Here is a 26,654-nt window from a genome sequence, read left to right as displayed (position 1 = left end):
TCTATTTGAAAGAGTTAAGTGCTTTGGCATTTTTTAGTTCCTTATCGTTTATTTTAGTTTCGTCAAAACCTAATAAACTATATTTGGAACTCTCTTTCAACTATTTAAAACTTTCAGAATACAATCTAGCAAAAATAAATAATGACATAAAAATTTACTTAGTATCTTTCATGATACCAATATATGGCAACTGGCGATATCTATCATTATAGTCTAGACCATAACCAACTATAAACTTATCTTCAATTTCAAAGCATATATAATCTAGGTTTACTTCTCTTTCTAGCCTAGCTGGTTTGAATAGTAAAGTCGCAAATTTCAAGCTCTTTGGTTCTAGCTCATTTATACCATCCATAAGCTTATGGTAAGTATGTCCAGTATCAACAATATCTTCGACTATAATTACGTTTTTACCCTGAATATACTCTTTTTTCAAAGAGCCAATAGTAGAGATTACCTTACCCGAACTAACTGTACCAGAACTATAAGACGAAGCCGTCACAAAGTGAGTTCTAAGATCAACTTCTAGCTTCCTAGTTAGATCCGCAAAAAACATAAACGAGCCTTTCAATACACAAATCAATACAATCTCTTGACCTGTATAATCTTTATTTATTTTATCAGCTAGCTTTGTAATCTCAGTTTCTAGCTGCTCGGCACTTATATATACTTCTGTATTATCTTTAGCAAAACTCATAACTAACCCTTTTTGAAATAATCTTCAAAGAATAAAATCTGTTCTCTAGATGGGCCATAAGCCAATGAAGATATTGGAATACCAATATGATTTTCTATAGTTCTTAAATATGTTTTAAGAGCACTTGGCATATTTTCTTTTGTTACAACTTCATCAAGAGAGAATGGTTCCATATCTACCAGTATAGGCTCAACCTTGTATAGATCTATACCTGGATAAGCACAGAATATTTCTTTACCTTCATACTTATAGCCAATACATATCTTTAGGGTATCTAAATCAGAAAGAACATCAACTTTTGTCAATGCTATAGATGTCAAATTTGAACACTTAGCAGAATACTTAAGCAATGGTAAATCTAGCCAACCACATCTACGGATACGACCTGTAGTTACACCAATTTCACCACCTTTTTTCTGTATAAACAATCCCGTATCATCAAATAACTCTGTTGGGAAAGGACCTTCACCAACTCTAGTAGTATAAGCTTTTGTAATACCTATTACATGATCAAGGTTATGTCCAGCTGTTGTTGCACCTGAGTACACACCCGCTACAGATGTATTCGAAGATGTCACAAATGGATATGTACCATAATCAATATCTAAAAGTACTCCCTGAGCACCTTCATATACAACATTTTTACCCGTAGAAACAGCTTGATCGATGATAGAGAAAGTATCAGCCGAATATTGTTTAAGCTTTTGCCCTAGTGTATACAATCTCTCAAACTCTTCTTCTAAAGATGGATACTCTACTTTATATAAATCTTTAAATAGAGTCTCTTTCTCAGCCAAAGAAAGTACTAATCTTGATCTTAAGACATCTTTGTCAAACAAATGCTTAAATTTGATACCTTTGCGTGATACTTTATCCTCATACGCTGGACCGATACCCTTACCAGTTGTACCAATCTTCTCAGTAGTGCTATTCTCTCTAACAGCATCTAAAAGCTTATGATATGAAGTAATAACTGTACAAGATTCTGAAACAAACAGATTATCTGCAGATATCTCAATACCTGTATCTTGTAGACGTGTAATTTCTGTATCAAGAGCTATAGGATCAACAACTACACCATGACCTATTACGCATTTTGTATACTTATGCAAAACACCTGAAGGAATCAAATGAAGAAATGTTTTTTGACCATTTACTACTAAAGTATGGCCAGCATTATTACCACCCTGATAGCGAACAACTAAATCTGACTTTTCAGCTAATGTATCGGCTATTTTTCCTTTGCCTTCATCGCCCCACTGTGCACCAACGATTACAATATTTGACATATTAAATTGAATATCTAAAGATTAAAGTTCTGATACTAAATATACTAATATATTAGTGAGTATTTTACCAGTAAAATATCCTATAAACAAAAGCGTTTTGACTAAGATTTTGTGATTAAAATTGTTATAATAAGATTTTAATTTTAAGTTTTAACACACTATTAACAAGGAAAAATCATGTCAAAAATAAAAAGGGTTCTAATATCCGTATCTAATAAAACAGGTATTGTTGAATTTGCCAAAAAATTAAGTAAATATAATGTCGAAATACTTTCAACAGGTGGAACATCAAAAACCCTTAAAGAAGCTAATATAAATGTAAAAGATGTATCTGATCATACCCAATTCCCAGAAATTATGAATGGTCGCGTAAAGACTCTTCATCCACTAATTCATGGTGGAATCTTAGCAGATAGAGATAACTCAGAGCATCTACAAGCAATGACAGACAACAATATTGGTCAAATTGATATGGTTGTAGTTAATCTATACCCTTTTGTTAATACTGTTAAATCAGGTGCTGACTTTGACACTTGTATCGAAAATATCGATATAGGTGGGTCGTCAATGGTGCGTTCATGTGCAAAAAATCATAAGCATACAACTATCGTAACAAATCCTAACCAGTATGAAATAGTTGCAAAGGAAATGGCAGACAATGATGGTCAAACAACTCTAGCTACTCGCCGTAAGTTTGCTAAAGAAGCGTTTGCTCATACTGCTGAGTATGATAGCCATATCGCAAATTGGTTCAGCAAAGAGTTAGATGAAGAATATCCAGAAAAATTATTCTCAGTAGGTACTCTAAAGCAAGTGCTAAGGTACGGTGAAAACCCTCATCAGAAAGCAGCCTTATACTCTACTGATACTGATTGTATTAGCATTACAAATGCTAAGCAATTACAAGGGAAAGAACTATCATACAACAACCTAAACGATGCTGATGGTGCATTTGAGATGGTTTGTGAATACTCAGAACCCTCTTGTGCGATTATCAAACATGCAAACCCTTGTGGCATCGCTTCTGGTAAAAATGCTTTTGAAGCTTGGACAAAGGCTTTAGCTTGTGATCCAATTTCAGCATTTGGTGGTATTGTTGCATTTAACTGCGAGGTTGACAAAGAATTTGCAGAATCTCTAGGCAAAATGTTCCTAGAAGTAATAATTGCTCCAAGCTATACTCAAGAAGCTCTTGAAATCTTAGCTGCTAAGAAAAATCTAAGAGTATTAGAGACAGGCAAAGCATTTGATACAAAATCATCACGCATGATTAGCAAAAATATTCATGGTGGAATATTATCTCAATCTTATGACAACGGTGGTGTTGACATTACTGATTGCAAAGTTGTTACAGACAGAGCTCCAACTGACAAAGAATGGGCTGATATGATGTTTGCTTGGAAAGCTGTTAAATATGTTAAATCCAATGCTATCGTCTATGCTAGAGATACTCAAACAGTCGGTATCGGCGCTGGGCAAATGTCTCGTGTTGACTCTGCTAGAATTGGAGCAGAAAAAGCACAAGCTCATGAAGGTGCTAAAGGTTCTGCTGTAGCTTCAGATGCCTTTTTCCCATTTGCTGATGGTTTAGAAGAGTGTATCAAAGCTGGTGCAACTGCTGTAATCCAACCAGGTGGCTCAAAGAATGACCAAGAAGTTATTGACGCTGCTAACAAAGCAGGTATCACTATGGTCTTTACAGGAATGAGACATTTTAGACATTAATCTTTAAAAAAAGCATATATCCTGTTTATATCTATCGATTTACATCTTCTAATTGCATAGTCACTATTTTTATGATAACGCCGATGTCAACAATGGCGATATCACTAATATTATTCCAACAAAAATAACAAAATAGATACTTTTAGTTCGATATTTCTCAAGACTCGGTGTTTTAAAAACAATATATGCTGGCACTAAGCAACCCAATATACCAAAGACAGGACCAGATAAAGGTACTAATTTATACACAGGAGCATCAAAAACTATTGAAAGCCACGTCAGTAAAAAAATTATGACTACTACAAGTGTATTTAAACTGAAAATACTCTTAGAGTCTTCTTTTAATCCTAATTTGATAGCAATATTTCTAAGCAACCCTCTTAGAGATTCCTCCATACCTGCTAACACACTCAAAAAAGATGTCAAAATAGCACATAAGCTAATAATAATTCCGCACCCATATATTAGCATATTTGATATGTGCTGTTTCTCTAAAAGTATAAATGCTGATTGATTATTTTGTGTTGCCTCTAAAGCATCGGCTCTAGGGATAACTAACGAAAATGATAGAACATAAAAACCAATAATAACAACCAATATTACAAATACTAAAGTCATTGTTTTTAAAGTTTTAGATAAAACAAAGTCCTTATCTTTATTGTGATAATACTTACGGTAACCAATAACCATCGGACTTAGTGACTGTATAAATAATATTGATGTCAAAGAAAATGGCAACATAATGATACTCTTAGCCACAAACTCACTGCTACTTGCAGGTATTTCCACAACATTCTTAAATGACCATAATGGAACTAAAGATATAGATACTAATACAATCGCTATAATTAATATAAATACCAAAAAAGTTGATACTCTTACAAAGAGCTTTTGGCTTTTCATTCCAGTAAAGATTAAAACTATCATTAATACAGCACTGTATAACACATTTTGTTCTAAATGTGGATTTGAGCTGAGATTAAACATGTATAGATATGCTGCTAGAGACTTTGCTACAACCTCAGCGTATATAATAGTCCATGTTAGCATCATCAATAAATATACCGCCCCTAAAAAAACAGCCCATTTATTGCCCAATAATTCGGCTACAGTCTCTTTATATGGCTTAGGTTGTTTTGCAGCAAATAAAGTCTCTATATATAACTTTTGAAACAGATAAATACCAGGATAAGCTATCAGTATTGACACCACAAAGACTGCAAAACCAACAACTCCAACACTCACAGGCACCAGTACAATCCCTGCACCAACAGCCATACCAATACTAACGACTAACCAACCAAAATCAAATCTATTGAAATCTGTCAATCCTTTCATCTTCTAAAAATTCTAATAAGAATAGATATATTTTAGCCTTTTTCTGTTAGATTAAAAATATGGGAATAGAAGGTTTATAAAGATTATTTTGTTTTGAGAGCAACTATTGCTTAACCCATACTAGATTATTAGTATCAAAACCTAGCGATTTAGCTTTTTTGACAAAATCCTCTTTAACGCTTGGTGGTACAGTTTTGGTTCTTGATAACAACCATAAATAATTCTTATTAGCTCCAGCGACATACGCATACTTATAATCATCAAGTTTAAATACTACATAAGCCCCATAAAATGGTCTAAAGAACGACACTTTAAGATACCCTTGATCATCTCCATCTACAAATTTAGCGATACCCGTTGCATAACTTCTCTCACCAGTCGCTGGAGTAATGCCACTATTTACAACTTTTATCGAACCATCAGAATTTAGGCTATACTCAGCATACACTTCTGTCATGCCCTTCTCAAAACTATTATCAAATCTAGCTATTTCATACCATTTACCTAGATATTTTTGTGCTTGAAAATTCTCAACCGGCTTAATATTATCCGGCTTTGTTACACAACCTGTTAGTAATACTGCAAGTAAAATCAGAGTTATTGATGATATTTTTTTCATATTGTACGCTTTTAGTTTTTTATCTATTAACCAGTATAGTAAACTAAATATGATATCCAACTATAATTAAACTTTTTTAATATTATGCAACTAAGTTATTTTGATCTACTCAAAAAAAATGATTTAACAGAATATAAGCTTTTCATAATCACAGGTGATGAGCCCTTACAGAAACATAATGTTATAGAAAAAATAATAGATCAGTTTAAAGCAAAAAACTATGAAATTTCACACCATGATTTAAATGAGCAAAACTTAGATATATTGTATGGTGAAGTTGATAGCTTAAGCCTATTTTCTATGGATAAACTTATTCAGTTCAACTTCGATAAACCTCCTCAGAAAAAACTCCAGCAAGCATTAGCTGATAAATTAACAAATGAAGATGATAATGTTTACTTGTTAGTTTTCAGTGGTATGAAAAAACAAAACCTCTCAGCTAAGTGGTTCCAAAGTTTAGAGCATCGTGCTATACATATCAGAATATTCGACCCTAATACTGATAACGCTATAAACATAATAGACTATGAAGCTAAACAACTTGGACTAACTCTGACTAAACCAGCAATTCAACTACTAGTACAAAAAACAGAGGGAAATCTGATTGCTTCTAAACAAATTATCAAGCTACTATCACGCCAAAGTACTCAAACTTATGATGAAAACACAATTCGTCCATTTATACACGAACATGCAAACTTTGATGTATTTGATCTTTCTGAAGCCCTTCTCTCTCAACAAAAAACTAAAGCGCTAAAAATTCTCAATAGTATTCTAACTGAAAATGACAAACCTCCTCTAGTGCTATGGGCTATCAAAAGAGAATTAAGAATAATCTCTCAGCTCAAAAATACACAACCAACATATCACCAAAAGATATTTAAAGACAATAATATCTGGCCTTCAAAACAGAAATTCTATATCAGTTTAGCAAATAAGACTAGTGCTGAAAAAATATCAATAGGTCTTGAGAAATGCCTACAGACTGATTTATATATTAAAGGCGCAGAAAAAGGCAATATTAAGCTCTTGCTTAATGAAATAGTCTTTGAAGTTTTCTAACTCAGTTTTGAGATTTTTTATTGCGAAGCTATAGGTATTATTTACTTTTTTTAGACAATTGATATCATTAATCAGGATTAATTAATCAATGTTAAGGAATATAAGTAAAGATATGAAAGTAGTGACCGCTGAATATATATGGATTGATGGTTCAGATCCTGTACCTGGACTTAGGTCTAAAGGAAGAGTTTTACCATTTAAAGATTTTGAGACTACTGATGACTTTCCTGAATGGAACTTTGATGGTTCTTCTACGAATCAGGCTACAGGTGATAATTCAGACTGCATTCTAAAACCTGTCAATTTTGTAATCGACCCTTTGAGAGAATGTGGATATCTCGTTATGTGTGAAGTTTATAATCCAGACGGAGAGACTCCACATACAACAAACAATAGAGCTAAACTAAGAGCTCTATTAGCGAGCGCTGACTGCCAAGATATGTGGGCAGGATTTGAACAGGAATATACAATGTTCAAAGATGGTAGACCACTTGGATGGCCTACTACAGGATTCCCAGGTCCACAAGGCCCTTATTATTGTAGTGCTGGAAATAGCAAAGCCTACGGTCGTGATTTAGTAGAAGCTCATATGCAAGCTTGTTTAGATGCTGGAATACTATTTTATGGTATAAATGCAGAGGTTATGCCTGGACAGTGGGAATTCCAAATCGGCTACAGAGATGTTGAAGGTGAAGATGCTGGGATACTAAACATATCTGATCATACTCACTTAGCAAGATGGCTTCTAGAAAGACTAGGTGAAAAGTACGGTATAGATATATCTTTTGATAACAAACCCATTAAAGGTGATTGGAATGGTGCAGGTCTTCACACTAACTTCTCTACAAGCAAAACAAGAAACCCTGAGACAGGAAGAGACGCTATTAAGAAAATATGTGCATCATTAGAGGAAAATCATAAAAAAGATATCTTAAACTATGGTTATAATCTTCATGAAAGATTAACAGGCAAGTTAGAGACTTCTGACATGAACACTTTCAGTGTCGGTGATGCTGATAGAGGATGTTCTATTAGAATTCCTAGACCTGTTGCACTTAAAGGTTGTGGTTACCTTGAAGATAGAAGACCTGGCGCGAATGCTGATCCTTACGTAGTTGCTATGGCTCTAGCAAATGCTGCTATCAACTAATATTATCTATATATCAAATCTTTCTTTTTTTCGGTAAAATACTAATTTACGTAATTCTAGATTAAATCATCTAAATGAAAAACAAACCAATTAGAACTAGATCTTCTGGCGATGAGTATTATAAAAATATTTTTAATGCTATCTGTAACAACGATGGTTTTTTAACCAAGTTCGACATCATAGCTATTCTAGATGATGCAGGTATAACTAATGATGATCCACGCACTAAGAAGTTAAGAGCTGAGTTAGATAAATTAACTATTATAGACAGAATTGACTTTAAAAAATTCAAAGAAATAACTTCTGATAGTAGTGGTATAATCGAGAAATCTGTCAACAAAGGATTTACAATTCCAAATTTTAAAGATTTCCGTAAAGAGATTGAACAAATATTTGAAGAAACTAAAAAAAATAATACTGGCAAAAATGCTACATATATTCCTCAATTAGCAAGAGTAGACTCCGAACTTTTTGCTGTTGCTTTTTGTAGTGTAGATGGTCAGATGATTACACTTGGTGACTTTGAACATCCATATTGTGTTCAATCAACAGCTAAGCCTATCACGTATTGTATCGCAACAGAAGAAAACGGAGAAGATAAGGTTCATAAGCATGTTGGTAGAGAGCCTAGTGGTATTACATTCAATGCAATAGCACTAAACAAATATGACCGCCCTCACAATCCGATGATAAACTCTGGTGCAATAATGATGTGTTCATTGATTAAACCAGAGTGGAACCTTGCTGATAGATTTGGATATATAACTAACGTTTGGGAGAATCTAGCTGGCGGTGAGACTATAGGTTTTGATAACGCTGTGTATCATTCTGAAAAAGAAACTGCTAACAGAAACTATGCCTTAGCATACTTTATGAAAGAGGTCGGAGCATTTCCACAGAATACAAATATTGACGCTTCTTTAGATTTTTATTTCCAAACTTGTTCTATACAAGTAAATGCTAAAAAAATGTCTAAGATTATGGGCTCTATTGCTAATGGAGGTATATGTCCTTTCACACACAAAAAAATATTCTCTCCAACAACGATTCGTAACTGCTTATCAATGATGTATTCATGTGGAATGTATGATTTTTCTGGAGAATATGCATTCTCAGTTGGGTTACCGGCTAAATCCGGTGTATCAGGAGCACTAGCTATAGCTATACCTAATGTTGGCGGATTCGCAATTTTTTCTCCACGTTTAGACAATAATCACAACTCTGTTAGAGGGGTTGAATTTAGTAAAAGATTGGTAGAAAAGTTTAGTTTTCATAACTATGATCATATTGCTCATTGCGATAAAATCAATCCAGTTGAAGGTAGAGGAACTATAGATTCAAACCTAACTCTTGAACTAATTTGGGCAGCTAGCAATGGTGACTTATCAGAAATCAAAAGAGCTGTAGCGTTGGGCGTAGATATTAGCAAAGGAGACTACGACAAAAGAACTGCTCTACACCTAGCTTCAACAGAAGGTCATGAAGAAGTAGTCAAATATCTTATACGCAAAGGTGCAAATCCTAACGCTAAAGATAGATGGAGTAAAACTCCTCTTGAGGATGCTAAAGCTAATAACCATTCTCATATAGTTAAACTATTAGAAAAAGTCTCTTCGTAAAGAGATATTTAATTTTTCATACTATATTTACTTATATTACTTATCATATATTATTTGATAGTTGTTAGTTGCTTTTAAGTTTTGTCTAAGATATCTTTACTTACGGAATAATTAATTTAAAAACTCTATAAGGATTTAGCTCATGAGTAGATTCATAAATAAAATACTATCAGTAATAGAAATGTTTATATTTGGAATTCGTTGGCTTCAAGCACCAATCTATTTGCTTTTATCGCTAGTTTTATTTGGCTTTATCTATGAGATATATCATGAACTTCATCATTTATTCACTGCTTATAGCAGCATTGATGAAGATCAGCTTATTATATTAGCTCTGACACTATGTGATGTTGTACTAGTAGCAAACCTTGTAGTCATTGTAGTCATAAGTGGTTATGAGAACTTCGTAAGTAAAATGAACCTTGATAAAAAAGGTGGCGGTCAGCCTGTTTGGATTAAAAAGCTATCTCCAAATGCTGTTAAACTAAAGATTGCTGGCTCTATCATAGGTATATCTTCTATTTCTCTTTTGAAGAAGTTTCTAGAAGTATCTCATTCATCTGACAGAGACTTAGCATGGTCAGCAGCTATCCACTTAGTATTTGTGGTATCAGCATTACTAATCGCGTTTACTTCATATATAGAAGGTAAATCTCATAAAGCTAGTTATGATGATGATCATTAAAATATAAACTATTTTTTAATAGCCACTACTGTTGGAAACATTTTTTGACTATCATAAATTATTTCTTTAATGTCAAAGCCACAGCTAGATAATATTTCTCGGAACTCAACTTCCATATGAGTTTTTGTCCAAGTAACATTTAGAATATCAGCAAAAATTTGTTTACCAAATTTAGCATCCTCTGTACTCCTGATATTTGATCCTTCTAATGATGCAATAAAACTAGAAATAAGTATACCTTTCCGTTTTAAAGAGTTACTTAATATTTGAAAAAACTTTTGCACTTCATCATTTGTTTTAAGATAAATATTAAGGCCATTACTAATAACTGCATCATAATGATTTTCAACACCCATTTTAAATACATCTTTAACAATGTAATTAACATTTTCTAACTCAGACAAACCACTTTGAATCTCACAATTACTATCAAGATCATAGGCATCAATATCAAAATTTTTAGATAAAATTAACTCTTGAGAAAACTCTGGTAAAAGTCCTGCTGGTACAGATAATATTTTTGAGCCATTCAATAAGCCTAAGATTTGCTGCTTAAAAATCCGATATCTTTCCTGAGTAGCATTAAATATAGGAGGTGTAGTTATAAGTTTTGATTCAAAATCATTACTATAATTACCCTTATTTTGAGTTATAACTTTTGTCCAATATGCATTAAGTCCTCTATTTTGAATTAAAAACCTACCTAAAGGACAACCTTATAGCTGGTTTAAAAGCTGCAACAAACTTTCATCATTGGCTATTCTAAGCTTGATTTCATTATAAGCTTTATCATAGTTATTAAATACACCGTGACTAATAATTTCTTTAGACATATACTTCCTTTTATTAAACAATAATTTAAGAATATTTTTAGAACTTAGATTACTCAGGCTTCATGTGTGGGAACAATATTACATCTCTGATAGACTGTGAATTTGTCAGATACATTACTAATCTATCAATACCGATACCCTGCCCTGCTGTAGGAGGCATACCATACTCTAGAGCACGGATATAATCTTTGTCATAAGGCATAGCTTCATCATCACCAGATGCCGCTGCTTCAACCTGCTTTCTAAAACGTTCTGCCTGATCTTCAGCATCATTTAGCTCAGAGAAACCATTAGCAATCTCACGTGCACCAACAAAGAATTCAAATCTATCAGTAAACTCAGGATTACCATCTTGTCTACGTGCTAGAGGTGAAACTACAGCTGGATAATCTGTTATAAATGTTGGCTGAATCAGTTGATGCTCAACAGTTTCTTCAAATATTTCATTTATTAGATGACCAAGTTCATGATAAGCTTCTACTTTTATCTTCAGCTTCTCAGCAAGAGCTTTTGCAGATTCAAATGTTGCTAAATCTTCTTTGGTAATATCATCATTATATTTAACGATTGAATCAACCATTGAAATACGCTCATACTTACCACCAAAGTTAATCTTATATTCACCATACTCAAGTATTTCACTACCTATAACCTCTTGTACAAGCTTAGATAGCATATCTTCTGTTAGATCCATAAGATCATTATAATCAGCATACGCCATATAGAACTCTAGCATTGTAAATTCTGGATTATGACGTGAAGATACACCTTCATTTCTGAAGTTACGGTTTATCTCATACACTCTCTCAAAGCCACCAACAACCAGTCTTTTTAGATAAAGCTCCGGAGCTATACGCAAGTATAATGGCATATCCAAAGCGTTATGATGTGTTTTAAATGGCTTAGCTGCTGCACCACCTTGTAAAACATGCATCATAGGAGTCTCTACTTCCATAAAATCCAATTTATCAAAATAGTTACGGATAAAGCTGACTACTTTTGAACGAACTTTAAAAACTTCACGAGCTTTTTCATTTGTGATTAAATCAACATATCTTTGACGATATCTCATCTCTTGATCTGCTAATCCGTGGAACTTATCAGGTAAAGGTCTGATAGCTTTTGTCAAAATCTCAAAGTGACTAGCCTCTACAGAAAGCTCACCTGTATTAGTCTTAAACATAGTCCCAGTAATACCAACAATATCACCTAAATCACATAGATTCTTAAAAGTTTCATATTGCCCTTCTGGTAAATCACTCTTTTTTAAATAAACCTGTATTCTACCTGAATAATCCTGCAATGTAATAAAAGAAGCCTTACCCATCACACGACGAAGAACTACCCTACCTGTGATATTGTATTGCTTTTTATCCTCAAGCTCCTCAAGTTCTTGTTTTGAATATTGTGCATATTGATTTTGTAAAGCATGAGCAACAACATTTCTTCTAAAGCTATTTGGATGGCTAATACCATTATTTTGTTCAGCTAGTGTTTGTAATTTCTCTTTTCTTAATGTTATTTGTGAGTTCTCTTGCATATCTGTTATATGCTTTTTAACAAGAGTTTTTATTTGCTCTACAACATCATCATTTATTTCACTCACTTGACCAAGAGACTCGCTAATCTGCTCTCTAATCTTACCTCTAACAGCATCTTTTACTGTTATCTCATTTGCATCTAAATATTCTTTAATCGAATTTTTTATTAAATCTTTTAATTTACTACTCATCTTTTCACCCTATATTTTTTAAACTTTTATGGTTAGCTTTTGCTAATGATAATGCAAATAAGCAGTAGCAAGTGCTAGGTAGTTGTGCATACTTTTCTGCCATAAAAAAACATATCGCTAAAACTTACGCAGTTAAGTATCGAATTTTATTTACAATAACTAATTATTATAACCCACTTTTTAGGCTAGCCTCAATAAACTTATCTAAATCACCATCTAAAACTGCTTGAGTATTTGTATTCTCAACACCCGTTCTTAAATCTTTGATTCGAGACTGATCTAATACATAAGAGCGAATCTGGCTACCCCAACCAATATCGGCTTTTGAGTCTTCAAGAGCATTCTTTTCAGCGTTACGTTTTTGTAGCTCCATCTCATATAATTTTGACTTTAGCTGTTTCATTGCACTATCACGATTTTTATGCTGTGATCTATCACTTTGACTTTGTACGACTATATTTGTAGGAATGTGAGTTATTCTCACTGCAGAATCAGTTTTGTTGATATGCTGTCCACCAGCTCCTGATGCTCTATATGTATCAACACGCAGATCTGCTGGATTAATCTCTATATCAATATCATCATCAACCTCTGGTGATATAAACACCGATGCAAAGGAAGTATGGCGCTTACTATTTGAGTCAAATGGTGATTTCCTCACTAGCCTGTGAATACCTGTCTCTGTGCGAAGCCAACCATAAGCATATTCACCTTCAATCTTTAAAGTACAACCTTTGATACCAGCAACATCACCATCTGATACATCATCAACAGTTACCTTGAAGCCGTGACTATCTGCCCAACGCATATACATACGCATCAGCATCTCAGCCCAATCCTGTGCTTCTGTACCACCTGAACCTGATTGAATATCCAAAAAGGCATTATTAGGATCCATCTGACCAGAAAACATTCTACGAAACTCTAGTTTCTCAATTTCAGCTGTGACATCTTGAGTATCCTTTGCAATTTCTTGCATCAAAGATTCATCTTCTTCAGCAAGCTCAAGTAGCTCTGTCAAAGTTTCTAGAGTTTCTGAAATATGCTCACAATTGTGCACAATATTCTCAAGCTCTACTTTTTGTCTGCCCAAGTTTTGTGCATACTCTGGATTATCCCAAATTGAGCCATCTTCTAGCTCCATGAGAACTTCTGTTAGCTTTTCTTTTTTGACATCATAGTCAAAGATAGTCCCGTAAAGATTCAATACGGGCCGTTAGATCTTTTAATACAATCTTATAATTTATAGATTCCATTTTATTGATATTTATTGGTTAAATTTTGTGTATAGATTTTATATTTTTGTGCTGAATTTTACAAACAAAGAGTATTGAAAGTTATTTAAATACTCTCTTATTCTTTTGGCTTAAGTTTGTTATCATTTATTATAAGATTTCTAATAAAAAATTTACAGATGTCATATCAAGCATTAGCTCGTAAATATAGACCACAATCATTCTCAGAAGTTGCAGGACAACAGCATGCGCTTAATAGTCTAGTACATGCTCTGGAAACACAAAAAGTCCATCATGCCTATTTATTTACAGGCACTCGTGGTGTAGGCAAAACAACACTTGGTAGATTACTAGCAAAATGTCTAAATTGTAAAACTGGTGTTACAGCGGAGCCATGTAATAAGTGTGAAAACTGTCTAGCAATTAATAATAATAGTTTTATAGATTTGATTGAGATTGATGCTGCATCGCGCACAGGAGTCGAAGAAACAAAAGAGATTCTAGATAATATCCAATACATGCCATCTCAAGGTCGCTATAAAGTATATCTGATAGATGAAGTTCACATGTTATCCAAACAGAGCTTTAACGCTTTACTAAAAACATTAGAAGAGCCTCCTGAATATGTCAAATTTATATTAGCAACCACAGATTATCATAAAATACCCGTCACAATACTTTCACGTTGTATTCAACTACATCTAAAGCATATCTCACAATCAGATATCAAGGATCAGCTAAAAGTAGTTCTTAATAAAGAAAATATAAGCTCTGATGAACAATCACTAGACTATATCGCATACCATGCAAAAGGTAGCCTTAGAGATGCTCTAAGTTTACTTGATCAAGCCATAAGCTTTTGTAGTGGTGAACTTAAGCAAACTCAAATCAAACAAATGCTTGGGATTATAGATAGTGAGGAAGTCTATAATATTATCGAAGCTATTATCGAAAACAACCCAGGTGCGGTGTTGCCTGCTGTAAAAAATTTAACTCTTACAGAAAGCAATGCTGATGCTGTGCTAGATAGAATCGCTGAGATATGGTTTGCTTGTTGTATTTATAGTTTCACACAGTCTCTAGATGCGATTAATGATATTGATACAGATATTATCAATAAAGTTCTTGATAAAATTTCTGTTGAACAAGCACATTTTTTATACCAACTAACAATTACTGCTAAAAAAGATATATCCCTAGCTCCTAGCTTTGAGACAGGTGTAACAATGGCTGTACTTAGACTAATAGCCTTCCAAAAAAAAAACTTAACTAGTAGCAATCACTCATCAACCACTAGCCATCACATTTCTTCTGAGACAAAAAATGACATCAAAGCCCTAAAAAATGCTTTACAGCCACAACCACAACCACAACCACAACCACAACCACAACCACAACCACAACCACAACCACAACCACAACCACAACCACAACCACAACCACAAAGGCAGTTTAGCGAACCTAATAGGCAAAACAATACTTCCAAGCCAAGTAAATCATTACAAAGTAATACTTCAGAAGAATCTTTGGATAAAAAATGGTTCAATCTACTAAATGCAATCAAACTAAAGGGTTTTACAAAAACCTTAGCATTTAATAGTCACCTGATAAATGAAACTAATGATATATTTGAAATTCAGCTTAATGATGATGCTAAGAAAATTTTAGAACTTGATCCACAAAGTATAGCAAAACTACAGTCAGCCATTAGTCAGCATTTAGATAGCCCAGGCTTTAGACTAGATATTAAAAATCTAGCAACTTCTAATAACTCTAATCACAAATCTCCCGCTGAAATTAAGCGTGAAAATGCAGTTAAGAAAATCCATAATGATCAAAATGTTAAGCTAATAAAAGAATCTCTAGCTATACAAATTAGCGATGAAGATATATTTTTAACAGATTAAATATACTCCCATGCTTCTTTATCTGCAAAAATAGCATGTAAAAGTTTATTATTAAGAGTATGACCAGATTTAAAGCAATTGAAATGCCCCAATATGTAACCACCAACATAAAAGTCACCAATTGCGTCTAATAGTTTATGTCTTACAAATTCATCTTCGTAACGTAAGCCTCCTTCGTTAAGAACACCATCATTAGTAATTCCTATCGCATTATCTAATGATGCACCTTTTGCTAAATTATTTTGATGCAAATATGCAAGCTGTTCATAAAAACCAAATGTTCTCGCTTTTGAAACCATTTTGATATATTCATCAAGACTATACTCAAATACGATATGATCGTTTGTTGCAGCAATTACTGGATGATCCCACTCAATCTTAAACTCATACTTAAGAATATCACTAGGTAAAACTTCTGCGAATTTTTCCTCATGCTCAACTCTTACAGGCTTTAGAATTTTGATTCCTTTACGGTCACTCTCTTGCTCAACAATACTAACTTCTTTTAATAGCTGTGTAAACTCATAAGAACTACCATCCATTACTGGCAACTCTGGGGCATTAACTTCGATTAGAACATTATCAACTTCAAACATTGCAAATGCCGACATTAAATGCTCAATAGTTGATACTGACAAACTTTGATCACCATCTTTTGTCAATAATGTACACATTATAGCTTCTTTGATATTAGATGGTGTAACTTTAATATCCACAACAGGGTTCAAGTCTGCTCGACGAAATACTATACCAGTATTAATACTAGCTGGCTTAACAGTCATAGAAACATCTACACCAGAATGTAGGCCAATACCCGTAACCGAAAATTCTTTTGAAATAGTTTTTTGCTTCATTCTTAACCTCTCTAAATATATACAATCAAGTTACTATAGAAAACACAGTCGGAAATACCCAATATATTTCGACATGACAGTCCATAAACCAAACGTATATACAAAACATCAATATCTAAATTATATATGTCAAAGAACTATATTGATATAGAATCAATAAGATTTTAGAGCTATAGCAATATATTTAAATTATTTTGAGAATAAGAAAAATCTATAAGAAATTATCTTCTTCTAAGGAAACTTGGAATATCTGATTTATTAACATCTTCAGATTCTGTTTTCGGAGCACTAGCAGAGCTAGAAACATCTTCACTTCTTGAAAAAGATAGTGAAGGCTTGCTTGAGTAACCTTGTGACGGATTAGATGTTGTCTTCTCTACACCAAAGCCTCTTCTCATAGCTACTTTTTCTATACCAGTAACTACAACAGTTACTTTCATAGAGTCAGTCATATCAGGATCAATAACTGTACCTGCAATTACGATAGCTTCATCAGAAATAAATGATCTAATCACTTCACCAACTTCTTCAAACTCACCAATAGACATATCCATACTAGCTGTAATATTTACGATTACACCTTTAGCACCATCAAGATTTATATCTTCAAGCAATGGACTAGAAATCGCAGCTTCAGCAGCTTCTCTTGCTCTATTTTCACCAGTAGCTTCACCCATACCCATCATAGCTAGACCCATATCAGTCATTACAGCTCTAACGTCAGCGAAGTCAACGTTGATAAGACCTGGCTTAGTGATAAGCTCAGAAACACCTTTAACAGCATTACCTAGTACATCATTAGCAGCATTAAAAGCATCGATTAGCGATGCTCCTTTGCCAAGTACGCTTAGTAACTTCTCATTTGGTACAGTAATTATAGAGTCAACATGTTGAGTTAGCTCATCAATACCATACTCAGCGGCTTTCATTCTTCTTGGTCCTTCAAACGGGAAAGGCTTAGTGACCACAGCTACAGTTAGTATACCCATTTCTTTTGCTACTTCAGCAACTACAGGCGCACCACCAGTACCTGTCCCACCACCCATACCAGCTGTGATGAAAACCATATCTGCACCTTCAAGAAGTTGCTCAATCTTTGCTCTATCTTCAGTTGCTGCTCTTTTACCGATCTCAGGATTTGCACCAGCACCTAGACCTTTTGTAAGATTAGTACCTATTTGCAATATATTTTGTACTTTTGACTTAGATAATGCTTGACCATCAGTGTTCAGTGCAAAAAACTCAACATCAGTAACATCTTCACACATATGTTGCACAGCATTACCGCCACCACCACCAACACCAACAACTTTAATTATGGCATTTGAAACCATTGAATCATTAAAATCAAACATATAATTACTCCTTTACTTTTAGATTCACTTACTACTTAACTTAAAAATTATTTGAAAACCAACCTTTAACAGATGATATTATCTTTTTCTTAGACTTAGTTGTACTTTCATCTATCTCCATAACATCATCATCATTTTTTTGATCATTAGTTGCATCACTATTTTCTGCAGCATACTTCAACAATCCCACAACTGTTGAATATGATGGATTGTGTACAACCTCACTTGCACCAGAAACCTCGATAGGACCACCTACTCGTACAGGAAGTTTAAACATATCTTCGGCAAGCCTTGCTAATCCTTTTAACTTGGCACCACCACCAGTGAAAACAATACCAGAAGAAATTACTTCCAACAAACGGTTTTGATCTAATTCGCGATATAAAGATTCAAATATCTCTTCAACTCTAGCCTCTATAACCAAAGACAAGTCCTGCAATGATATTCTTTTTTTAGCATTACCTAATGAATTTGGTATATCTATTTTCTCATCTGGATTTTTAAGATACTTACTCGCTGAATAGCCAAATTGTAGTTTCAAACTTTCAGCTGCTTCAATAGGAAGCCTAAATACTTTAGATATATCTGAAGAAATACTTGCTCCACCAGTCTTAATACTCGAAGTATAACAAATACCTCCATCTGCGAACACAGAAAAACTCGTTGAATCAGCGCCAATATTTACAAGACAAACACCCATTTCTCTTTCATTATCAGTCAGAGTCGCACTACTCGCAGCCAAATGTTCTACAACCAAGTTTTCTATGACATAGCCACAACTTGAAACACATTTGCGGACGTTTTGCAACATTCTAGAGGATGCTACGATAATGTGGACATTAGACTCAAGCCTAACCGCAAACATACCGATTGGCTCAGTAACACCAGACTGACCATCAACTATGTAATCTCTTTGAAGAACATGAAGCATTTCAGTATCAGCAGACATTGGTACAGCTTTTGCTGTCTTAATAGCCATCGCCAAATCTTCTAAACTTACTTCTCCATTCTCGACTGCTGCTAAACCATAAGAGTTAAAACCACTGATACTAGGAGCACTTACTCCAAGAGTAACTTCTTTAATATCTACTCCTGCGATGCTCTTTGCTTCATCTAAAGCTGCATTTAGTGTTTCCATAGCCATCTCAAGGTTAATTACAGAACCTTGTTTTATACCTTTTGATTGTTTTTGGCTAACTCCTAATATTTTTATACTGTTATTTTCAGCAAGTTGTCCAATTGCAACGGTGATTTTATGAGAGCCCAAATCTACCGCACAAAAATTACTATTCCCAAAACCCATTATATAAAGCCCCAATCTAAGACAGATATTTTTTTACTTTCATGCACTTATATTACATTATAAGCTTATTATCATAGAAAACCAATAAAATAAATCTTTTTCTAGTTATACTTTACTGCAAAACCGTCACTATATCTCATATCAAAATATTTCGCGGATTTATAGTTTTTAACATCCTTATATAACTTAAAAAATAGTTCTAATCTTTTTTTTAGTTTTACCGAACCTAAGACCACTTCAATATCATCAGAAAGTAAAACACTAAATTGATTGCCTCTATATGATATTTTGACTATTTGCATTTTGTTATTTTTAGCAAGCTTATTTAACTCTAGCAAAGTTTCATAAATATAGTCTTTACTTGTGTCATCATTACTATCTATATATGGTAAGTTTTTATCATAATCAAAAACAACTGGAGTAATAATATCCATATTATCAAGCAGAATTTGGTTATTATTCCAATACGCCACAGGCTTATGATCATAAATATAAACAACTAGAGTTGATGGCCATACCTTCTTTACTATAGTATAATCAACCCCCTGCATATTATAGAAATACTTCTCAACAGTATCGATATCTAGATCAAACCATTGTTTGTTGTTTAAGCTTATTATTTTGTCGATCAAATCTTGTTTTGAAATATAGACTAGACCATCATTAGAAACCACATCTACTCTTGAAATTTTCTTATCCGTTTTGCTAACAATAAAAACTGTAGCGCCCAAGACTATTACAAAAATAAAACCTAGTATAAAAAATTTCTTAAAAATCTTTAGCATTGCGCCTGTTCTAGTATTGATTTAACAAAGCTGTCAAGGTCAATACCCTCAGCCGCCGCAGACTTAGGAGATAGACTATTCTCTGTCATTCCTGGAGATGAATTAATCTCCATAATGTAGAAATCTCCCTTATCATCATATATAAAATCTACTCGAGCATGACCTTTGCAGCCTAATAGATCATACGCTTTCTTAGCTAACTGTCGAACCTCTAGCTCTTTTTGCTCACATAATCCACTTGGTGCGTGATATATAGACTTGCCGCTATATTTTGACTCATAGTCATAAAACTCATTTAATGGCTCTATCCAAACAGATGAATAAACATCATTATTAACAATAGCCACTGTTATCTCTTTCCCAGTAACCCACTGTTCAATCATCACTTCACCATACTTTGATGCTTGTTGATAGGCATTTTCAAGCTCTTCAAAACTTTTTACTTTAAAAGTAGCCATACTAGATCCACCACTACTTGGTTTAACAGCAACTGGGAAACTGATCTCGTCAGCCTCAACCAATCTATCTGTAAGAAATTTTGCCATGGGTGTAGGCATACGATAATGCATTAGAACTTCCTTGGAAATCATCTTATCCATTGTTACAACACATGATTTCATAGTTGAACCTGTATGCTTAATCCCCAGCAATTCAAGTAGCGCTGCAACTCTACCATTTTCTCCATCTTCACCATGTAGCGCAATAAAACATTTGTCAGGATTTAACTCCAAAAGTTTAACAACCAAATCTTTTGAGCTTGCATCTAAACCAACAACATCATAACCTTGGTTTAGTAAAGAATCTAAAACTGCTTTACCAGATTTTAGAGACACCTCACGCTCTGGAGAGTCCCCACCATATAAAACGACAATTTTTTCTTTTTTCACAAATACCTAACTTCTTCTTAATTTAAAAAAATCTCTCAAGAGCTTACTACACTCCTCAGTCATCACACCAGATGTTACTTTAAAATTATGATTAATACTCTTATTTTGATGCAACTTCTCCCGAGAGAAAATTCCAACACGAGTATCATCACAAGCATAAATCAACTCAGACACTCTAGCCTGAATTAAACCACCCAAACACATTATACATGGCTCCAAAGTAACATACAATTTTGTACTAACTAATCTATAGTTTTCAAGCTCCTTGGCCGTTTGTCGTAAAACTAAAATTTCCGCATGAGCTGTTGGGTCGTTAAGTATTATAGTTTTGTTAAAATCTTGGGCTACTATTTGATTATCTTTGACAAGAACAGCGCCTATGGGAACTTCTCCAGCCTTATAAGCCAACAACGCCTGCTCATAAGCTTTCTGCATAAAAAAAATATCATCTTTCGGATAATTAGACATAAGTTTTAGTAATTTTATCTTGAAGAATTCGAGTCTCTTAGATAAGATAATACATTACATAATTGTTTGCTAGTACTTTTATATATAAACCAGTGGGTACTTGTCAAACTATGTATAACCAACCACACTGGAAATGGAAATCAAAAAATGTCAGAAAATTTCAAAGAACTATTTGAGCAGTCTCTAAAACAAACAGAGATGAGAATAGGTAAAATCATCGAAGCAACTGTAGTAAGCATAGACAAAGAATTTGCAATGATTGATGCTGGTCTTAAATCAGAATCTTTTATTCCAGTTTCTTCTCTAAAAAACAGTAATGGCGAACTAGAAGTAGCTGCTGGTGATAAAATCAACGTTGTTTTAGAAGCTCTAGACAACAGCTGCGGTGAAACTAGATTATCTAGAGATAAAGCTAAGAAAATCGAGCTTTGGGATAGAATCGAAAAAGCATTCGAAAACAATGAAACTGTTCTTGGTAAAATCACTAATCACGTTCGTGGTGGTTACACTATGGATGTTGAAGGTTTAAGAGCATTCTTACCTGGTTCACTAGTTGATACAAGACCTATCAAAGATGTAGCTCATTTAGAAGACAAAGATATCGAATTAAAAGTTGTTAAAATCGATACTAAGAGAAACAATATCGTTGTTTCTAGAAAAGCTGTTATCGAAGAAAACAATTCTGGCGATAGAGATGCTATGTTAGAGAAAATCTCTGAAGGTAGTGTTCTTCAAGGTATCGTTAAAAACATCACTGATTTCGGTGCGTTTATTGATCTTGGTGGAGTTGATGGTTTATTACACATCACTGATATCTCTTGGAGCAGAATCAGCCACCCTACAGATGTACTATCTATCGGCCAAGAAATCGATGTTAAAGTAATCAAGTTCGACAAAGAGAAACAAAGAATATCTCTAGGTATCAAACAACTTGGTGAAGATCCATGGTTGAATATCGCTAACGAGCTTCCTGTAGGTGCTAAGCTTATGGGTACAGTGACTAACATTACTGACTATGGTTGTTTTGTTAAGTTGAAAGAAGGTATCGAAGGTCTTGTTCATACTTCAGAAATGGATTGGACTAATAAGAACGTTAACCCTCATAAAGCTGTATCAATCGGTCAAGAAGTTGAAGTTATCGTACTTGAGTTAGATGCTGATAATCACAGAATCTCTCTTGGTATCAAACAATGTAGAGCAAATCCTTGGAATGAGTTTGAGAAAAACTACAAGCCTGGCGATAAAGTAACTGGTAAAATTAGATCAATCACTGAATTTGGTGTATTCATCGGTTTAGAAGGTGGTATCGATGGTCTTGTACATATTTCAGATGTTGCATGGGATAACCCAGCTAAAGCAATCAAAGAGCTTAAGAAAGGTGATGATGTAGAAGCTGTATTAGTTTCTGTAAATACTGATCTTGAGAGAATCGCTCTTAGCATGAAGCAACTTTCTGAAGATCCTTTCAAGAACTTCATAAACATTCACCCTAAAGGTTCTTTAGTAAAGGGTAATGTTACTAAACTACAAGACAACGGTGCAGTAGTTATGCTTGATGCTGATAACAACATTGACGGTTTCATCAGAATTTCTGAAATTTCTGCTGAGCATACAAAAGATGTTCGTGATGAGCTAAGCGAAGGACAAGAAGTTGAAGCTAGAATCATCAACATCGACGCTAAGAAGAGAAGTATTGCTCTTTCTATCAAAGCTGTTGATGAAGATAATACTGCTTCAGGTAAGTCTAACTACAAAGTAGAACAAATGACTCCTACAACTCTTGGTGACCTAATCAAAGAGCAATTAAATAAGAAGTAATTCAACTTCGATCTTTAAAAATCTAAATCTACAAAAAACCTATAGGCTATTTATAGTTTATAGGTTTTTTTATTTATAAAATGTAATAAAATATGTCTAGTTTATAAACCACCAATAACATCAAATATGCTTACAAAAGATTTGGATAAAATCATATCTGAGATTACAAGTAATCAAGTTGTTAGTATTCCAACAGATACAGTGTACGGTTTAAGCTGCAACATATCTAAAAACGCTATCGAAAAAATTATTAATCTAAAAAAGAGAGACTCAAGCAAAGGGTTTATAATAATCTCCCATAACTACAAACATTTACTTGAATATGTGGATACTACTAAACTTTCTAATGAACAAATCGATAAAATATGCTCTAAGCAGCCTCGACCGACAACTTGGATAGTACCAGGTAAAATAGATATTCAGTGGTTAACTGGAGGTAAAACAACTATTGCAATACGCTTAGTCACTACTTACATAATAACCAATATCTGTTCTAAAATTAATAATGCAATTATTTCAACTAGTGCAAATATATCTGGGCAAGACTTCATCAACGATTCTCATTCGATTAATGAGATATTTAATAATATCTATATACTAGAAACAGAAGTTAAGTCTTCACAACCATCTACAATTATTGATATAATCACTGGAGATAGATATAGATGATTATAAAGTATTAAAAGTTTGATAATCGTCTTAAAATATAATAGCATTAAGGTTGTAAAATTCTTTTGAACTGATAGATAAAAAAGGAACAAAATGGAAAAAATTAATCATAAAGATATACAAGATAAATTATGGAGCAATGATGACGAAAGTAATTTATCTAATGAGCAGTATAATCAACTGCTGATCGAGCAATATAGAATATATGTTGAATTAACAGATAGAACGAGCTACAGAAGAATCGTAATTAACTTATTTTTTTTGGTTTTCAACCTTGTTCTTGTAGGTACAGTTGCTCTAGCAATTAGTAATAATATCAATGTTGAAAATCCACCATCTGGTATTCTTGTTACTATACCTTATTTCGCAGGACTAGTATTCTGTTATGCATGGTGGAAAATTGTTAGATTTTTCAGACATCACATACAAATAAAAAATAGTATTGTACCGTCTCTTGAGAAGCGACTTCCTTCAAAAGTATGGTTAACTGAAGAGCATATTGCTGAACAAAAAGGATCTTTCAAACCTATCAGAATACTCGAAATATATATGCCTTTCATCTTTATGGGTATTTATTCAGCACTATTCTTATTTGTTGAGCTTAACTGGCTTCCGCATACATTAAACTAATTTTATTTCTAAAAACTTTTCTTATAACCTTATCTCAAAATAGACTACTCTAGTAGATTGACAGTCGTTTAGTTTGATTAGCTAACTATATTTATAGCCGAAATATCATAGTTAACAAAACAACTTAGAACTAGTGTTGACTATATATAGCTACTTCGTTTAAAAGTAGTACTTGATCAAATAGCTTAAACATCAGCTATTTGCTAGATTCCAAGGTCTAGCACATTCGACTCCGCTCAGTGACTACCTGACGGAATGACGTACTACTTTTAGATTAACTTTAGCTATATATATTACTAAAAATAAATTGAGCATGATATTTTATCACTGTAGTCGTATGGAATTTAGTAGAAAAGGTTATTGATAATTAGTGAGTGATTTTCTTTGCCTCTTTAGAAATATACTCATCATTAGTTTGCCAAAATTTATTTAACCAAACTTGAAAATACTTCTTATCTGTTTCACTAGTAAAATAATCGCCCATAGGCACTTCTGATATTGGAATAAGATCTACTTTAACTTTAATTTTTTTTGTCTTTCTAATCATATAATCCCACAAAGTTTGCTTAGGATTATCATACACTATAGTGGTATTTAAAACTCCTACCATCCTATCTGAGAGGCTTTTTAAAATAACTGCTATTCCACCTGCTTTAGGATTAAGTAAGTTTTTATAAGCGCTTTTAAGAGCTTTGTGAGAAGTATATCTAGTACCCTCAACAAAATTAACGATAGTTGTTGGTCTAGAGGATAATTTTTTACAATACTCAACCGTTTTCTTAAGATCTTCGCCTTTCTTCTCAGGATGCTTTTTAATATATTCTTTTTTATAGCGCTTCATCGCAGGAAACTCTAAAGCCCAGGCAATCAAGCCTAATACAGGTATGAAAAAAACCTGGAACTTCATAAAGAATTTAGGAAAGGCTATTTTTTTGTGAAAAATCATCATCAACACAAAAGTGTCAAGCCAACTTTTGTGATTACATATAATAAGATATGAACCGTTTTTATCTAACTCTTTATTTTGTTCAACCTCAATTTTAGTAGGTGAAAAAAACTTAGCAATTAGAATAACAAAACTTACCCATAAGCTCACAGAGTATTGAACAGCCGATGTACAGAAATACCTTATACTTTTTATAGGTATCAAAAGCTTAACTAACGAAAAAATAAATACTGGTATAAAAGCAATTATAGCTGTAGATATCAAACATACCAGCGAAAATAATCCATAGTAAGCATACTTAATAAAATTTATCATTGAGGATCGTTTAAATTATTGACTGTTAACTTAAATCTTACCATTAATAAAAACTTTTTTGAAAGACTATAAAAAATATTAATCATTTTTAACTAATATTTTTTAAACAAAGATCTTATTTTTAAGGTACCATCATTATCGACAGTAATAGTTATAGCTCCATTAGCATATGTATCAAATACTCTTATGTTAGTATTTTTATAAGCCTGTGGATTCAATAGCTGATCTGAGATGTATATAAGGTACTCACTACTAGGTTTAAAAAACTTAGTATCAATCACTAAAGGACTAATCACTATACTTGGATTAATAACTCTATTATACAATGTGTAAATTTGCTGCTGATCCTTAGCATTTGAATTATCTGTAATTAAAAACTCCTCATTATTATATTTAATTGAAGCTAGATTGTATTCTGAAAGTTTTAAATAGTTGAAAGAGAGTTCCAAATATAGTTTATTAGGTTTTGACGAAACTAAAATAAACGATAAGGAACTAAAAAATGCCAAAGCACTTAACTCTTTCAAATAGATATTGTATAGAAGAATTACTTAAATTAGGATACCAAACATCTCAAATAGCCAATAAAATTGGCTATAGTGAAAGAGCTATAAAAAAGGAACTTAATCGCACTAGTATAAATAGTGACTATAATGCTGAGATAGCACAGAAGCTATATCAAAGCCGCAGAACTTCAAATAATCATAAGCTATCCTGTAAAGTTAAAAAGCTA

The 26,654-nt window shown here is 33.3% G+C and carries 25 protein-coding genes; 10 read left to right on the top strand and 15 right to left on the bottom strand.

Going from position 1 to position 26,654, the window contains the following annotated elements:
* Nucleotides 1–154: 154 nt before the first annotated feature.
* Together hpt and F8C69_RS02010 are read right to left on the bottom strand one after the other, a co-directional pair.
* Nucleotides 155–697, bottom strand: coding sequence for a hypoxanthine phosphoribosyltransferase (gene hpt, locus F8C69_RS02015; protein ID WP_159183995.1), 543 nt, complete (start codon nucleotides 695–697; stop codon nucleotides 155–157).
* 2 nt (nucleotides 698–699) lie between these two features.
* Complete coding sequence (locus F8C69_RS02010) at nucleotides 700–1,986, bottom strand: adenylosuccinate synthase (RefSeq protein WP_159183994.1); 1,287 nt, start codon at nucleotides 1,984–1,986, stop codon at nucleotides 700–702.
* A gap of 177 nt (nucleotides 1,987–2,163) precedes the next feature.
* On the opposite strand from F8C69_RS02010, the gene purH reads away from it, so the two are divergent.
* Nucleotides 2,164–3,711: a bifunctional phosphoribosylaminoimidazolecarboxamide formyltransferase/IMP cyclohydrolase gene (gene purH, locus F8C69_RS02005; RefSeq protein ID WP_159183993.1), complete on the top strand. Its 1,548-nt coding sequence runs from the start codon at nucleotides 2,164–2,166 to the stop codon at nucleotides 3,709–3,711.
* A 69-nt stretch (nucleotides 3,712–3,780) separates the two neighbouring features.
* Here purH and F8C69_RS02000 read toward each other — a convergent pair whose 3' ends face one another.
* Together F8C69_RS02000 and F8C69_RS01995 are read right to left on the bottom strand one after the other, a co-directional pair.
* A complete protein-coding gene (locus F8C69_RS02000) occupies nucleotides 3,781–5,049 on the bottom strand; it encodes an aromatic amino acid transport family protein (protein ID WP_159183992.1) in 1,269 nt (422 codons plus the stop codon).
* A gap of 103 nt (nucleotides 5,050–5,152) precedes the next feature.
* Entirely contained in the window at nucleotides 5,153–5,668 is a 516-nt protein-coding gene (locus F8C69_RS01995) for a lipocalin family protein (RefSeq protein WP_159183991.1), read from the bottom strand.
* 84 nt (nucleotides 5,669–5,752) lie between these two features.
* Here F8C69_RS01995 and holA point away from each other — a divergent pair, with 84 nt between their 5' ends.
* The 4 genes from holA to F8C69_RS01975 all read left to right on the top strand — a co-directional run bounded on the left by holA (nucleotide 5,753) and on the right by F8C69_RS01975 (nucleotide 10,184).
* Nucleotides 5,753–6,730 (top strand): DNA polymerase III subunit delta, encoded by a 978-nt coding sequence (gene holA, locus F8C69_RS01990; RefSeq protein ID WP_159183990.1) that lies wholly within the window; start codon nucleotides 5,753–5,755, stop codon nucleotides 6,728–6,730.
* 112 nt (nucleotides 6,731–6,842) lie between these two features.
* Nucleotides 6,843–7,880 carry a glutamine synthetase beta-grasp domain-containing protein gene (locus tag F8C69_RS01985; protein WP_159183996.1) on the top strand — a complete coding sequence of 346 codons (1,038 nt, stop codon included), beginning with the start codon at nucleotides 6,843–6,845 and terminating at the stop codon, nucleotides 7,878–7,880.
* A gap of 74 nt (nucleotides 7,881–7,954) precedes the next feature.
* On the top strand, nucleotides 7,955–9,499 hold the full coding sequence (glsA, locus tag F8C69_RS01980) for a glutaminase A (protein WP_159183989.1): 1,545 nt from the start codon (nucleotides 7,955–7,957) through the stop codon (nucleotides 9,497–9,499).
* A gap of 142 nt (nucleotides 9,500–9,641) precedes the next feature.
* Nucleotides 9,642–10,184 carry a TIGR00645 family protein gene (locus F8C69_RS01975; RefSeq protein WP_004286684.1) on the top strand — a complete coding sequence of 181 codons (543 nt, stop codon included), beginning with the start codon at nucleotides 9,642–9,644 and terminating at the stop codon, nucleotides 10,182–10,184.
* 8 nt (nucleotides 10,185–10,192) lie between these two features.
* Here the strand turns inward: F8C69_RS01975 and F8C69_RS01970 are convergent, their stop codons facing one another.
* The 3 genes from F8C69_RS01970 to prfB form a co-directional block, all read right to left on the bottom strand.
* Nucleotides 10,193–10,717 carry a hypothetical protein gene (locus F8C69_RS01970; RefSeq protein ID WP_159183988.1) on the bottom strand — a complete coding sequence of 175 codons (525 nt, stop codon included), beginning with the start codon at nucleotides 10,715–10,717 and terminating at the stop codon, nucleotides 10,193–10,195.
* Between the two features lie 349 nt (nucleotides 10,718–11,066).
* Nucleotides 11,067–12,749 carry a lysine--tRNA ligase gene (lysS, locus tag F8C69_RS01965; RefSeq protein ID WP_159183987.1) on the bottom strand — a complete coding sequence of 561 codons (1,683 nt, stop codon included), beginning with the start codon at nucleotides 12,747–12,749 and terminating at the stop codon, nucleotides 11,067–11,069.
* Nucleotides 12,750–12,915: 166 nt separating this feature from the next.
* Nucleotides 12,916–14,005, bottom strand: a protein-coding gene (gene prfB / locus F8C69_RS01960) for a peptide chain release factor 2 (RefSeq protein ID WP_159183986.1) whose coding sequence is annotated in 2 segments (ribosomal slippage) — nucleotides 12,916–13,932 and nucleotides 13,934–14,005 — 1,089 coding nt in all. Because the reading frame shifts where the segments join, the coding sequence is not laid out codon by codon here.
* Between the two features lie 158 nt (nucleotides 14,006–14,163).
* Between prfB and dnaX the strand changes: the two genes are divergently transcribed.
* Nucleotides 14,164–15,891 (top strand): DNA polymerase III subunit gamma/tau, encoded by a 1,728-nt coding sequence (gene dnaX / locus F8C69_RS01955; RefSeq protein WP_159183985.1) that lies wholly within the window; start codon nucleotides 14,164–14,166, stop codon nucleotides 15,889–15,891.
* On the opposite strand, the gene lpxC is transcribed toward dnaX, so the two are convergent.
* From lpxC to tadA, 6 genes are all read right to left on the bottom strand, one after another.
* Nucleotides 15,888–16,745 carry a UDP-3-O-acyl-N-acetylglucosamine deacetylase gene (lpxC, locus tag F8C69_RS01950; protein WP_159183984.1) on the bottom strand — a complete coding sequence of 286 codons (858 nt, stop codon included), beginning with the start codon at nucleotides 16,743–16,745 and terminating at the stop codon, nucleotides 15,888–15,890. The two genes, dnaX and lpxC, sit on opposite strands and share 4 nt — an antisense overlap.
* 221 nt (nucleotides 16,746–16,966) lie before the next feature.
* Complete coding sequence (ftsZ, locus tag F8C69_RS01945; protein WP_159183983.1) at nucleotides 16,967–18,100, bottom strand: cell division protein FtsZ; 1,134 nt, start codon at nucleotides 18,098–18,100, stop codon at nucleotides 16,967–16,969.
* Nucleotides 18,101–18,140: 40 nt separating this feature from the next.
* Nucleotides 18,141–19,403: a cell division protein FtsA gene (gene ftsA, locus F8C69_RS01940; protein WP_159183982.1), complete on the bottom strand. Its 1,263-nt coding sequence runs from the start codon at nucleotides 19,401–19,403 to the stop codon at nucleotides 18,141–18,143.
* Between the two features lie 101 nt (nucleotides 19,404–19,504).
* Nucleotides 19,505–20,188 carry a cell division protein FtsQ/DivIB gene (locus F8C69_RS01935; RefSeq protein WP_159183981.1) on the bottom strand — a complete coding sequence of 228 codons (684 nt, stop codon included), beginning with the start codon at nucleotides 20,186–20,188 and terminating at the stop codon, nucleotides 19,505–19,507.
* Nucleotides 20,182–21,075, bottom strand: a complete 894-nt coding sequence (locus F8C69_RS01930) for a D-alanine--D-alanine ligase (protein ID WP_159183980.1) — start codon at nucleotides 21,073–21,075, stop codon at nucleotides 20,182–20,184. Before F8C69_RS01930 ends, F8C69_RS01935 begins: the two co-directional genes overlap by 7 nt.
* A gap of 6 nt (nucleotides 21,076–21,081) precedes the next feature.
* Complete coding sequence (tadA, locus tag F8C69_RS01925; RefSeq protein WP_159183979.1) at nucleotides 21,082–21,543, bottom strand: tRNA adenosine(34) deaminase TadA; 462 nt, start codon at nucleotides 21,541–21,543, stop codon at nucleotides 21,082–21,084.
* Nucleotides 21,544–21,690: 147 nt separating this feature from the next.
* Here tadA and rpsA point away from each other — a divergent pair, with 147 nt between their 5' ends.
* The 3 genes from rpsA to F8C69_RS01910 all read left to right on the top strand — a co-directional run bounded on the left by rpsA (nucleotide 21,691) and on the right by F8C69_RS01910 (nucleotide 24,660).
* Nucleotides 21,691–23,361: a 30S ribosomal protein S1 gene (rpsA, locus tag F8C69_RS01920; RefSeq protein WP_159183978.1), complete on the top strand. Its 1,671-nt coding sequence runs from the start codon at nucleotides 21,691–21,693 to the stop codon at nucleotides 23,359–23,361.
* 126 nt (nucleotides 23,362–23,487) lie between these two features.
* Entirely contained in the window at nucleotides 23,488–24,030 is a 543-nt protein-coding gene (locus tag F8C69_RS01915) for an L-threonylcarbamoyladenylate synthase (RefSeq protein WP_159183977.1), read from the top strand.
* 93 nt (nucleotides 24,031–24,123) lie between these two features.
* Entirely contained in the window at nucleotides 24,124–24,660 is a 537-nt protein-coding gene (locus tag F8C69_RS01910) for an intracellular proliferation membrane protein RipA (RefSeq protein ID WP_159183976.1), read from the top strand.
* Nucleotides 24,661–25,027: 367 nt separating this feature from the next.
* On the opposite strand, the gene F8C69_RS01905 is transcribed toward F8C69_RS01910, so the two are convergent.
* Both F8C69_RS01905 and F8C69_RS01900 read right to left on the bottom strand, forming a co-directional pair.
* Nucleotides 25,028–25,921 (bottom strand): acyltransferase, encoded by an 894-nt coding sequence (locus F8C69_RS01905; protein ID WP_159183975.1) that lies wholly within the window; start codon nucleotides 25,919–25,921, stop codon nucleotides 25,028–25,030.
* 92 nt (nucleotides 25,922–26,013) lie between these two features.
* Nucleotides 26,014–26,430, bottom strand: coding sequence for a hypothetical protein (locus F8C69_RS01900; RefSeq protein ID WP_236352299.1), 417 nt, complete (start codon nucleotides 26,428–26,430; stop codon nucleotides 26,014–26,016).
* On the opposite strand from F8C69_RS01900, the gene F8C69_RS01895 reads away from it, so the two are divergent.
* On the top strand, nucleotides 26,424–26,654 hold a 231-nt coding region (locus F8C69_RS01895), incomplete at its 3' end, for a helix-turn-helix domain-containing protein (protein ID WP_159183974.1). The two genes, F8C69_RS01900 and F8C69_RS01895, sit on opposite strands and share 7 nt — an antisense overlap.

The organism is Francisella noatunensis subsp. noatunensis (assembly GCF_009823375.1).
Classification (GTDB): Bacteria; Pseudomonadota; Gammaproteobacteria; order Francisellales; family Francisellaceae; genus Francisella; species Francisella noatunensis.
The sequence above is the reverse complement of the archived record's forward strand: the minus strand, read 5'-3'. Positions and strand labels throughout refer to the sequence as shown.

What these genes read in the sequence shown, in the direction of transcription:
- F8C69_RS01910 (WP_159183976.1), top strand. Translation starts at nt 24,124, where the DNA reads ATGGAAAAAATTAATCATAAAGATATACAAGATAAATTATGGAGCAAT.
- ftsA (WP_159183982.1), bottom strand. Translation starts at nt 19,403, where the DNA reads ATGGGTTTTGGGAATAGTAATTTTTGTGCGGTAGATTTGGGCTCTCAT.
- tadA (WP_159183979.1), bottom strand. Translation starts at nt 21,543, where the DNA reads ATGTCTAATTATCCGAAAGATGATATTTTTTTTATGCAGAAAGCTTAT.
- F8C69_RS01915 (WP_159183977.1), top strand. Translation starts at nt 23,488, where the DNA reads ATGCTTACAAAAGATTTGGATAAAATCATATCTGAGATTACAAGTAAT.
- F8C69_RS01935 (WP_159183981.1), bottom strand. Translation starts at nt 20,188, where the DNA reads ATGCTAAAGATTTTTAAGAAATTTTTTATACTAGGTTTTATTTTTGTA.
- F8C69_RS01975 (WP_004286684.1), top strand. Translation starts at nt 9,642, where the DNA reads ATGAGTAGATTCATAAATAAAATACTATCAGTAATAGAAATGTTTATA.
- ftsZ (WP_159183983.1), bottom strand. Translation starts at nt 18,100, where the DNA reads ATGTTTGATTTTAATGATTCAATGGTTTCAAATGCCATAATTAAAGTT.
- glsA (WP_159183989.1), top strand. Translation starts at nt 7,955, where the DNA reads ATGAAAAACAAACCAATTAGAACTAGATCTTCTGGCGATGAGTATTAT.
- F8C69_RS02010 (WP_159183994.1), bottom strand. Translation starts at nt 1,986, where the DNA reads ATGTCAAATATTGTAATCGTTGGTGCACAGTGGGGCGATGAAGGCAAA.
- purH (WP_159183993.1), top strand. Translation starts at nt 2,164, where the DNA reads ATGTCAAAAATAAAAAGGGTTCTAATATCCGTATCTAATAAAACAGGT.
- dnaX (WP_159183985.1), top strand. Translation starts at nt 14,164, where the DNA reads ATGTCATATCAAGCATTAGCTCGTAAATATAGACCACAATCATTCTCA.
- hpt (WP_159183995.1), bottom strand. Translation starts at nt 697, where the DNA reads ATGAGTTTTGCTAAAGATAATACAGAAGTATATATAAGTGCCGAGCAG.
- F8C69_RS02000 (WP_159183992.1), bottom strand. Translation starts at nt 5,049, where the DNA reads ATGAAAGGATTGACAGATTTCAATAGATTTGATTTTGGTTGGTTAGTC.
- F8C69_RS01995 (WP_159183991.1), bottom strand. Translation starts at nt 5,668, where the DNA reads ATGAAAAAAATATCATCAATAACTCTGATTTTACTTGCAGTATTACTA.
- lysS (WP_159183987.1), bottom strand. Translation starts at nt 12,749, where the DNA reads ATGAGTAGTAAATTAAAAGATTTAATAAAAAATTCGATTAAAGAATAT.
- rpsA (WP_159183978.1), top strand. Translation starts at nt 21,691, where the DNA reads ATGTCAGAAAATTTCAAAGAACTATTTGAGCAGTCTCTAAAACAAACA.
- lpxC (WP_159183984.1), bottom strand. Translation starts at nt 16,745, where the DNA reads ATGAAGCAAAAAACTATTTCAAAAGAATTTTCGGTTACGGGTATTGGC.
- F8C69_RS01985 (WP_159183996.1), top strand. Translation starts at nt 6,843, where the DNA reads ATGAAAGTAGTGACCGCTGAATATATATGGATTGATGGTTCAGATCCT.
- F8C69_RS01905 (WP_159183975.1), bottom strand. Translation starts at nt 25,921, where the DNA reads ATGATAAATTTTATTAAGTATGCTTACTATGGATTATTTTCGCTGGTA.
- holA (WP_159183990.1), top strand. Translation starts at nt 5,753, where the DNA reads ATGCAACTAAGTTATTTTGATCTACTCAAAAAAAATGATTTAACAGAA.